9 protein-coding genes are annotated in these 9,992 nt (G+C 69.6%); 5 read left to right on the forward strand and 4 right to left on the reverse strand.

Annotation, left to right across the window (positions count from 1 at the left end; translation table 11 throughout):
- Nucleotides 1-415: 415 nt before the first annotated feature.
- Nucleotides 416-1,849 carry an NADP-dependent phosphogluconate dehydrogenase gene (gene gndA, locus GHC57_RS17830; RefSeq protein WP_153346793.1) on the forward strand — a complete coding sequence of 478 codons (1,434 nt, stop codon included), beginning with the start codon at nt 416-418 and terminating at the stop codon, nt 1,847-1,849.
- Nucleotides 1,850-1,895: 46 nt separating this feature from the next.
- On the opposite strand, the gene GHC57_RS17835 is transcribed toward gndA, so the two are convergent.
- Nucleotides 1,896-2,663 (reverse strand): NAD kinase, encoded by a 768-nt coding sequence (locus GHC57_RS17835; RefSeq protein WP_153346796.1) that lies wholly within the window; start codon nt 2,661-2,663, stop codon nt 1,896-1,898.
- Nucleotides 2,664-3,021: 358 nt separating this feature from the next.
- On the opposite strand from GHC57_RS17835, the gene GHC57_RS17840 reads away from it, so the two are divergent.
- Together GHC57_RS17840 and GHC57_RS17845 are read left to right on the forward strand one after the other, a co-directional pair.
- Entirely contained in the window at nt 3,022-4,704 is a 1,683-nt protein-coding gene (locus tag GHC57_RS17840) for an ABC transporter permease (RefSeq protein ID WP_153346798.1), read from the forward strand.
- Nucleotides 4,701-5,804 (forward strand): ABC transporter ATP-binding protein, encoded by a 1,104-nt coding sequence (locus tag GHC57_RS17845; protein ID WP_153346800.1) that lies wholly within the window; start codon nt 4,701-4,703, stop codon nt 5,802-5,804. The genes GHC57_RS17840 and GHC57_RS17845 overlap by 4 nt, the downstream gene beginning before the upstream one ends.
- A 108-nt stretch (nt 5,805-5,912) precedes the next feature.
- Here GHC57_RS17845 and GHC57_RS17850 read toward each other — a convergent pair whose 3' ends face one another.
- Both GHC57_RS17850 and GHC57_RS17855 read right to left on the reverse strand, forming a co-directional pair.
- Nucleotides 5,913-6,437: a universal stress protein gene (locus GHC57_RS17850; RefSeq protein ID WP_343031208.1), complete on the reverse strand. Its 525-nt coding sequence runs from the start codon at nt 6,435-6,437 to the stop codon at nt 5,913-5,915.
- Nucleotides 6,438-6,758: 321 nt separating this feature from the next.
- A complete protein-coding gene (locus tag GHC57_RS17855) occupies nt 6,759-7,163 on the reverse strand; it encodes a rhodanese-like domain-containing protein (RefSeq protein ID WP_246152473.1) in 405 nt (134 codons plus the stop codon).
- A gap of 229 nt (nt 7,164-7,392) precedes the next feature.
- Between GHC57_RS17855 and GHC57_RS17860 the strand changes: the two genes are divergently transcribed.
- Both GHC57_RS17860 and GHC57_RS17865 read left to right on the forward strand, forming a co-directional pair.
- Nucleotides 7,393-7,701 (forward strand): sulfurtransferase TusA family protein, encoded by a 309-nt coding sequence (locus tag GHC57_RS17860; RefSeq protein ID WP_246152474.1) that lies wholly within the window; start codon nt 7,393-7,395, stop codon nt 7,699-7,701.
- Nucleotides 7,702-8,284: 583 nt separating this feature from the next.
- Nucleotides 8,285-9,391, forward strand: coding sequence for a sensor histidine kinase (locus GHC57_RS17865; RefSeq protein WP_170294958.1), 1,107 nt, complete (start codon nt 8,285-8,287; stop codon nt 9,389-9,391).
- 206 nt (nt 9,392-9,597) lie between these two features.
- Here the strand turns inward: GHC57_RS17865 and GHC57_RS20580 are convergent, their stop codons facing one another.
- The gene (locus GHC57_RS20580; RefSeq protein ID WP_425500698.1) at nt 9,598-9,924 is read right to left on the reverse strand and encodes an imm11 family protein; all 327 of its coding nucleotides are present in this window, start codon (nt 9,922-9,924) and stop codon (nt 9,598-9,600) included.
- Between the last annotated feature and the right edge of the window lie 68 nt (nt 9,925-9,992).

A 9,992-nucleotide genomic window follows, 5' to 3' on the forward strand; every position in this document is an offset into this window, starting at 1 on the left:
CCCGTGCAATCCTGGCATGCATCGCCGGACTTATCTCGCCCAAACAACCAGCATGCATATCTAACGCAAACTGAGCCAAACAAAAAGACACCAAAAGGCGCACTCCTCGCCGTTGCCAGAAAGCTCGTCACCATCGCAAACGCGGTCCTCCGGCCTCAGCCCGAACCCGCCACAAACTGAGTTGATGACACACTTTTCATAGAGAGTGTCATCCTGAGCGCCCGAAGGGCGCGAAGGATCTCGTGATGGGGCACGAACCATGACACCCCTGTCATCTAGACTCGAAGCCCTGTTCCGGCCGGGGAGTCTCTTGATTGTTCCGGTCGGAAATGTTATCGATACCACCAAATCTCATCGCAGTTCGCGCCTCTCATGCGCCGGCGCTCTCGACACCGCCGGCGCCAGGACACTCATCATGACCACGCACAAGACCATGGGGATCGTCGGCCTGGGCGTCATGGGCCGCAACCTCGCCCTGAACATGACCGACCACGGGGTGACGGTGGCGGTGTTCGACCCCTGGCCCGATGCCCTGACCCGCTTCGCGGTCTCGCTGAACGGAGCCGCGCACGGCCGTGTGACCGTGGCCGAGACCCCGGCCGATCTGGTCGCCGCCCTGCCCCGGCCGCGCACGATTCTCATCATGGTCAAGGCCGGCGAGCCGGTGGACGGCGTCATCGGCGACCTCGCCCCGCTTCTGGACCCGGGCGATACCCTGATCGACGGCGGCAACTCGCTGTTCCACGACACCATGCGGCGCGAGGCGGCGCTGCGCGCGCGGGACCTGCACTTCATCGGCCTCGGGGTCTCCGGCGGCGAGGAGGGGGCGCGCCACGGCCCCTCGCTGATGGCCGGGGGCGACCCGGCCGCCTATGAGGCCAGCCGCGCTGTGCTGGAGTCCATCGCCGCCCGGTTCGACGGGGCCCCCTGTTGCGCCCTGGTCGGGGCGGACGGCGCCGGGCATTTCGTCAAAATGATCCATAACGGCATCGAATACGGCATCATGCAGGTGATCGCCGAGGCCTTCGCCCTGCTGCGCGACGCGGGCGGGCTGGATCATGCCGCGATGGCGGGCATCTTCCGGCGCTGGTCTCAGACGGACCTGGCGTCCTATCTGATCGAGATCACGGCCACCATCCTGGCCCGCAAGGACGATCTGGGCGATGGCCCGCTGGTCGAGGCCATCCTGGACACCGCCGGACAGAAGGGCACCGGCCGCTGGAGCTCCGAGGCGGCCCTGGACCTTGGCGTGCCCGCCCCCACCATCACCGAGGCCGTGTATGCCCGCGCCCTGGCCGCCCAAAAGGCGGAGCGCGTCGCCACGGCGGCGGTGCTCGGCGGACCGGCGGCACCGGCCGAGCCCGCGCCGGCCTGGGATCCGGACGGGCCCGAGGTGGAGGCGGTCCGGCAAGCCGTGCTGGGCGCCGTCATCTCCACCTTCGCGCAGGGACTGGCCGTGATCCGGGCCGGGGCGCAGGCGAACGGCTGGGACACCGACCTTGCGGCGGTGGCCCGCATCTGGCGCGCGGGCTGCGTCATCCGCGCCGCCCTGCTGGACGACATCGCCGCCGCGGTCGGGGCGGCGGACGCGCCGGGCTCGCTGTTGCAGGCCCCGGCCTTCGCCCGCCGCCTGGAAGCCGCGCAGGACGGCTGGCGGCGCACCGTGGCGCTGGCGGTCATGACCGGCGTGCCCGTGCCGGGTCTGTCGTCGGCGCTGGCCTACGTGGACGGGGCCAGAAGTGAACGCCTGCCGGCGAACCTGATCCAGGCCCAGCGCGACCACTTCGGCGCCCACACCTACGAGCGCCTGGACCGCCCCGGCACCTTCCACACTGAGTGGGAGCGGTGAGGGAGAGAGGCACGCGCCGGCGGTCCGTCCGCCGCCCTGGACCTCGTTAGGGCGTGAACTGTTCCCGCAGGATGCGCTCTTCCAGATTGTGTTCCGGGTCGAACAGCATGTGAAGGACCGCATCGCGGTTCTCGCGCACCTCGACCCATTCCACGTCGCGCACCTCGGTGTAGTCCGCCACCGCGCTGACCGGGCGCTTGCGGCTTTCCAGCACATCGATGCGCACGGTCGCGGTGCAGGGCAGCACCGCGCCCCGCCACCGCCGGGGCCGGAAGGCGCTGATCGGGGTGACGGCCATGACGTTCGCGCCCATGGGCAGGATGGGGCCGTGGGCCGAGGCGTTGTAGGCGGTCGAGCCCGCCGCCGTGCACACCAGCACGCCGTCGCAGATCATCTCCGGCAGGCGCACCTTGCCGTCCACGCTGATGCGCAGCTTGGCGGCCTGGCGGGTCTCGCGCAGCAGCGAGACCTCGTTGATCGCCAGGGCCTCGGCCGTGCCGCCGTCGCACAGGCGGGTCACCATGCTGAGCGGGTGGACATCCACCGGCTGGGCCTTCTGCAGCCGCTCCATCAGGCCGTGGATGCGGAACTGGTTCATCAGGAACCCGACCGAGCCCTGGTTCATGCCGAAGATGGGCACATTCAGGTGCATGCAGCCGTGCAGGGTTTCCAGCATGAAGCCGTCGCCGCCCAGGGCGACGATCACGTCCGCCCGCTCCGGCGGCACGTCGCCGTAGCGCGACCGCAGCAGGTCGCCGGCGGCGCGGGCAGCGTCGGTGTCGGCGTTGAGCACGCTCAGGGTCTGGACGTCCATGGCGGTCTCGCGGGCGGCGGTGTGAGGGAAAGGGCGGCCTGCCCCGCAGGTCGCGCTGCCCATCAAAGACGTCCCGGCCCGTGCTGTCCAGGGGGCGTATTGGAGGGCGCGATAGGGCCGCGCCCGCCAGGGCTCCGAACCCGGATGACCGTTCCGTGACATGGATGGGGTCGAACCCGCCTCACGAGGTCCTTCGGTCGCGCCCGAAGGGCGCGAAGGATCTCGTGATGGGGCACGACCCATGACACCCCCGGTATCTGAATTCGGAGCCCTGCCGCGCCCGCCGCCCCCCTTGCGTTCCCCCCGCGAGCGCGTATGGTGCCGGGCGTTGACACCCACTCGCAACGAGCCGGGGGACATGCCCGACGCCTGCGCCATCGCCAGCCCCGACCACCGGCCCCGCCGCCTGCCCGGCCCGTGGACCTGGGGCAGCCTGCTCGTCGCCGGTCTGGTGGCCCTGCCGCTGCTGGCGGTGTTCGCGCTGGCGGCCTTTCCCCACGAGAACATCTGGCCGCATCTGGCCGCGACGGTGCTGCCCCGCTACCTGACCACCACCCTGTCGCTGATGGTGGCCGTGGGCGCGGGAACCCTGGTCATCGGCATCACCAGCGCGTGGCTGGTGACCATGTACCGCTTCCCCGGACAGCGCGTGTTCGAATGGGCCATGCTGATGCCGCTGGCGGTGCCGGCCTATGTGATCGCCTATGTCTACACCGACCTGCTGGAGTACGCCGGCCCGGTGCAAGGCGCGATCCGGGCCGTGTTCGGGTTCGACAGCGCGGCCGACTACTGGTTCCCGGAGATCCGCTCGCTGCCCGGGGCCGCCGTCATGATGACGGCCGTGTTCTACCCCTATGTCTACCTGCTGGCGCGCTCGGCCTTCGTCGAGCAGTCCGTCTGCGTGCTGGAGGTCAGCCGCACCCTGGGGTGCGGGCCGTGGGCCTCGTTCCGCCGCGTGGCGCTGCCGCTGGCGCGGCCGTCCATCGTGGTCGGGCTGGCGCTGGTGCTGATGGAGACGCTGAACGACTTCGGCACCGTGGATTATTTCGCGGTGCAGACCCTGACGGCGGGGCTCTACAATGTGTGGCTGATCCTGCACAACCGCGCGGGCGCGGCCCAGATCGCCCTGGTGCTGATGGGCTTCGTGGTGCTGCTGATCGTCGCCGAGCGCATGGCGCGGCGCAAGCGGGGCTATCAGGCCACCAGCACCAAGACGCGGTCGGCCCCGGGCGTGCGCCTGCGCGGCTGGCGGGCGGCGCTGGCCACGACCGCCTGCGCCGCGCCGGTGGTCACGGGCTTCGTGGTGCCGGCCGGTGTGCTGGCCTGGTACGCCGCCGAACGCTTCAGCGAGTCCTGGACACCCGATTTCATCCGCATCGCCGTCAACAGCCTGGGTCTGGCCGGGGGCGCGGCGCTGATCGCCGTCGCCGTCGGGCTGTTCCTGGCCTACGCCGTGCGCCTGGATGGCGGCCGGGGCCTGCGGCTGCTGGTGCGCTTCGCCGGGCTGGGCTACGCCATCCCGGGTGCGGTGCTGGCGGTGGGTGTGCTGACCGTGCTGGGCGGCATCGACGGCGCGGTGGACGGGTTCATGGAGGATACGTTCGGCCTCGACACCGGGCTTCTGCTCAGCGGCACCGTGTTCGCGCTGCTGTTCGCCTACACCGTGCGGTTCCTGGCGCTGTCCCACGGCACGCTGGAGGCCGGCCTGGGCCGGGTGCGCCCCAGCCTGGACATGGCGGCTCGCACCCTCGGCCGCACGCCCGGGCAGGTGCTGCGCGAGGTTCATGCGCCCCTGGTGCGCGGCAGCCTGTTCACGGCCGCGCTGCTGGTCTTCGTGGACTGCATGAAGGAACTGCCGGCGACCCTGATCCTGCGGCCGTTCAACTTCGACACCCTGGCCACGCACGTCTATCAGTACGCCTCCGACGAGCTGCTGGAACAGTCCGCCCTCGCCGCCCTGTGCATCGTGCTGGCGGGGCTTCTGCCCGTGCTGCTGCTCAGCCGCTCCATCTCCCGCGCCCGCGACTGGGGGACCGCATGACCGACGCCGCGACCGCCGCCCCCGCCCTCTCGTTCGAGGGCGTCACCCACGGCTACGACGACGGCGCGCCCATCGTGCGCGACCTGTCGCTGGCGCTGGCCCCGGGCGAGGTGGTGTGCCTGCTCGGCCCCTCCGGCTGCGGCAAGACCACCACGTTGCGTCTGGCCGCCGGCCTGGAACGCCCGTGGAGCGGCCGCATCGCCCTGGACGGTGTCGCCATGGTGGACGGCGACGGCGGGCCCGGGGGCCTGTTCGTGCCGCCAGAGAGGCGGCGCGTCGGCTTCCTGTTCCAGGACTTCGCCCTGTTCCCGCATCTGACCGTGCTCGACAACGTGCTGTTCGGCCTGAAGGGCCGCCCGCGCAAGGCGGCGCGGGCGCGCGCCCGGGCGGTGCTGGCCGACGTGGGGATGGCCGATCTGGCCCGGGCCTGGCCGCACCAGTTGTCCGGCGGGCAGCAACAGCGCGTCGCCCTGGCCCGCGCGCTGGCGCCGGAGCCCGCCCTTTTGCTGCTGGACGAGCCGTTTTCCGGCCTGGACACCGGCCTGCGCCGCACCGTGCGCGAGCAGACCCTGCGCGTGCTTCAGGACACCCGGGTGGCGGCCCTGATGGTCACCCACGACCCGGAAGAGGCCATGTTCATGGCCGACCGCATCGCCCTGATGCAGGCCGGGCGGGTGGTCCAGATCGACAGCCCCATGCAGATGCACCACCGGCCGCGCTCGCCGTTCGCGGTGCGCTTCTTCAGCGAGGTCAACGAGGTCACGGGCGTGGTGCGGGGCGGCGGCGTGGACACGCCGCTGGGCTTTTTCGATGCGCCCGATCTGCCCGAGGGCGTCAGCGCGCGCGTGCTGGCCCGGCCGGAGGCGCTGATCCCCACCCTGTCGGGCGAGACCGCGTTCGGGGCCCGCGTGGTGTCCGTGCGGCCGCTGGGGCACGAGACGATCCTGCTGCTCGGCCTGTCCCGCCCCGGCGCGCCGGAGGCCGAGGAACTGCCCCTGATCGCGCGTGTGACCGGCCAGCCGCGCTGCGCGCCGGGGGACATCGTGGCCTTGCAGATCGAGGACAGCGAGTGCTTCGTGTTCCCCGACGACGGCGGGTGATGGCGCACGCGGCCCGTCCCTGACTGCCCCCGGCGCGACTGCGCCGGCGCCGCAAAGCGGCGGAGGCCCTGAAACGGGCGCGGCCGTTTCCGGGCCGATGCCAAAACCCTACGTCGCCATCTCGTCGATGTCGGCGTCCGACAGGTGGCCCGGCACGATGGTCAGGGGCACCCGCAGGCGGTGGGCGTGCTTGCCGGTCAGGGCAGCCACCAGGGGACCCGGCCCGTCGCCGCCCATGCCGGCCGCCAGCACCACGATCGAGACGTTGGGTTCCTCTTCAAGCATGGTGAGCAACTCCTCGGTCGGGTTGCCCTCGCGCACGAACAGGGCGGGCATGCGGCCGGTCATGCGCCCGACCAGCGAGGCCGTGCGCTGGAGGACCTCTTCGGCGTCCTCGCGGGCCTCGTCGCGCATGCGCTTGCCGACGAACATCCAGTGCTCGAATTCGGCCGGCTGGCTGACGTGCAGAAGGGCGACGTGACCGCCCGTGGCGACGGCCCGGCGGCAGGCATAGCGCAGCGCCGCGCGCAACTCGGCCGACTGGTCCACGACCACCAGGAAGGTGCGGTGGTCCGGACTGATGGCGGCGGACGCGTCTGTCTCCTCGTCACGCCGCATGGCATTCATGAACATGGGGGGCGTCCTTTCCTCCCGAACCGGACCCCTGAACGCACGGGGAAGACTTGGTGTCTTCTTCGGCCATGCCGTCCTGCTCTCCTGTCCCGCCGGTCCGTCGGACCGTTCGTGTCGTCCCAGCGGCACCGGCCGGGCCTGACCTCGCCGCCCCGAGCCAGCGCGGAGACAACCTCTCATCTTCGCGCGGTCGGCCGTCCGAGGCAAATGCCTTCGTGCCCGGTCGCGGTGGGCGCGGTCCACCCGGTCGGGCGGTCCGTGTCGGGAAAAGGCGCGATTTCGCGCCGTCCTGCAGTCGTCCCGGGACCGTTGCGGGGTCGGTCAAGGCGAGCCCACGGGGGGGTGGCCGCCGTGCCAGGATCCCGCCTCCAGCGGTCCCCCGCTCTGGCCCCAGGCGGTGATGCCGCCCTCGATTCGGTAGATCGGGCCGGGATGTCCTTCGCTCACCAGGGCCATGGCCGCATACTCGCAGCGCACACCCACGGCGCAGTGCAGCACCAGCCGTCCACCGTCCGGCGGCGCGGGGACCTGGCCCGGATCGAATGCCGACAGGGGCACGGGTACGGCCCCGGGAATGTGCGCCTGGGCGTATTCGTACATCTCGCGGACATCGACGATCACCGCCTCGCCCGCCGCATGCCAGGCCTGCGCCGTGGCCGGGTCCACGATGTGCACACGCTCGCGCATCCGGGCGACGGTTTCGGGGCTGGGCGGGGTCCGGAACATGGCGGCCATCCAATCTAAGGACGAAGAGAGACGGCCACGACGGTTGGCGGGGGCCCCGCCCGGATTTTGGCGCGTCCAGGTTCAACCGAACGATACCCGCTCACTCGCGCGGATCCCGGCTCTGATGCGAAATGAGGTGTCCCTCCTCCTTTCGCAAGAGCGCGCTTTGCGGTCCGGGGGTTTTTTGCCAGGATGAGAGCGCCCTTTGCCACCGACAGAGCCCCGCGCGATGCCCGATCCCGCCCCGCCCTCGCCCTCGCCAATGCCCACCCCGGACCCGTCGGCCTCCCCGCCGGAGGCGGACGAGACCCTGGATGCCCGCGACCTGCGCTGCCCGCTGCCGGTGCTGCGGGCGCGCAAGATGCTGAACGCCATGCGGCCGGGCGAGGTACTGGCGGTGGTCTCGACCGATCCGGCCAGCATGGCGGACTTCCGCAGCTTCTGCGGCGCCGGCGCGGCCGTGCTGGAGGCCCAGCGCGCCGAGCCCGCCGCCGGCCTGTACCGGCACTGGCTGCGCCGCCCCGAGGCGGAGGGCTGACGGTCGTTGCGCGGGGGGCCGGCCCGCCCCGCCGCCGGTGCAGGGACTCACCACAGAGACACAAAGACCACGGAGCGGGCGCCACCCGGCCGGAGCGGGGGGGTAGGCGGTCGAGGCGTTCTGAGACGACGTGTCGGGTGGAGTCTGCCCGCGCGAGCGGGCCAATCCTCCATGGCGGCCACCTTAGACGGCGGCCTGTGCCTTCGGCGCGCCGCCGCCCGACGGGAACTTGCAGCGGCGACCGGACACGGCGGCGTGCGCCGTTGGGGAGACGCCACCTGGCAGCGCTGAACGTCCTGAAAACAGCCCACACAGGCACATTCAATCCATCCGGCTCACCCGTAAAGACTGCGGGTGCCCCGGCGCCTTCGCCCGATCCCTCCTGGATCAAAGCCGATCGCACTTCGGGTAGACCTCAGTCTAGTTTCACAGATGGCGGTGCCCTTTGTAATATACACATTGAGATTTCGCCTATTCGATCAATAGGCGCTAAGGGCGCTTCTTTTAAGTTATGGGAGAATTCTGGGCCGGAAGCACGCGACGCCCGTGCGCCGGCGCCGCTGACCCGGGGAGGCTGCATGCCATGCTGATCCGCCTGCCACGACGACCCACAGGGCCTTTCGGAACGAGCCCGCAGGTCGACCCTTCCGAACACCCTTCGCGGCCCGTGCCCGGTTCGACGGTCGTGCACCGCACCCGCATGTGGGCCCGGGTTGAAGTCCTGCTGCTTTCGGTGGCCGCACTCCTGGCGTTCCTGATCGGCGTCGATCTGGACATCTTCGAGGTCCTGATCGACTTCACACGGAAGCATGAAGACTACGAGATCGACGAATTCATCACCGCTGCCATCGTCCTTGGGTTTTTCCTGTCGATCGTCTTCGTCACCCGCTCGATCCAGCTCTCCCGCCTGCTCCGCACCCTTCAGCGCGCCCAGGGCGATTTGGCCGACGCCCTCGCCCTGTCCGACAGCCTGCGGGCGGAGGCCGAAATGGCCAACCAAGCGAAGACGAACTTCCTGGCCGCAACCAGCCATGAGTTGCGCACACCGCTGACCGCCATCCTCGGCTTTTCGGACATGATGCGGGAGCGTCAGGTCCCCGGCGGCCGCGTTGACGGCTATGTCGAGTATGCGGGCTACATCCACCGGAGCGGCGCGGACCTGCTCGCGATCCTGGAGGACCTGCTGGACATCGCCAAGATCGAAGCCGGCCGCACCGAACTGCACCCTGCCCGAGTCGACGTCGCAGAGGTCGTCGCACACTGCCTGCGCAACGTATCCAGCGGGGCGGCGCGCAAGGGCCTGCGCACGGCCGTTCAGATCGCACGCACGGACGCCCTGGTGACGGCCGATACGGCGGCGCTGCAGCGCATGATCACGAACCTGGTAACCAATGCGATTAAGTACAACCGCCCCGGCGGCGACCTGACGATCCGCGGCGGCACGCAGGGGAACGGCGATTACGCGATCCAGGTGGCGGACACCGGCGTCGGCATGCCGGACAAGGACATCCCGCGCGCGCTGCTGCCCTACGAGCGGCTAGACGCCGCGCGCACGTCCGCCGAGCCTGGGGTGGGGCTCGGCTTGGCCATCGTGCATACCCTGATGCTGGCCCACGGAGGCTCAGTGGAGGTGGACAGCACCGTGGGCGAGGGCACCACCGTCACGCTCCGCTTCCCGGCGGCGTCCTAGGCCGGACCGCTCCCGCAGGCAAGAGGCCGGAGGCGCCGTTGATCCGCTCGGGATCACACCACCAGCGTAGGAAAGAAGCGTTCGGTGTGGCGCGCGAGCCGGTAGAGTGGTATCCGGCCCGCACAGGCGGGCCAATCCGCCGCAGGGGGCACCACAGACGGCGGCATGCGCCGGTGGTGTTAAGCCGGCCTGCGGAGCTACGGGACCTAGTCCAACTCTTCGAAGTGTCGCCCGAATTTGATGCCTGTCAAACCAGAAGACAGCAGCCTTGACTTAAACTGATCCGATATAAAAACATGATGCCCTGATACAAATTTATCAAGCCAAGCATGTTTATTACAGATTGTCTGCTTATTAAAGGCGAGTCTCTTGTGCGTTGCTTCTTTTATCTTCCATGTTCCATCCTTTTTTACAGTTGTCGCATTCCTATCAACAGAATCCAAGCGATGGCAGGGATTAAACCAATAACGGTGCCCGGCGATCGATCCATATTCCCACTCTAAAGAGATTGGGAAAAACTGATGAAGGCTTATCCCTTTGAGTCCGGGACCACATCATGTGGTGACAGGTGGCCTGAAACGGCGTAGAACATAACGTGAAC

Origin of the sequence: Roseospira navarrensis, from assembly GCF_009601025.1 — a bacterium.
Lineage (GTDB): Bacteria > Pseudomonadota > Alphaproteobacteria > Rhodospirillales > Rhodospirillaceae > Rhodospira > Rhodospira navarrensis.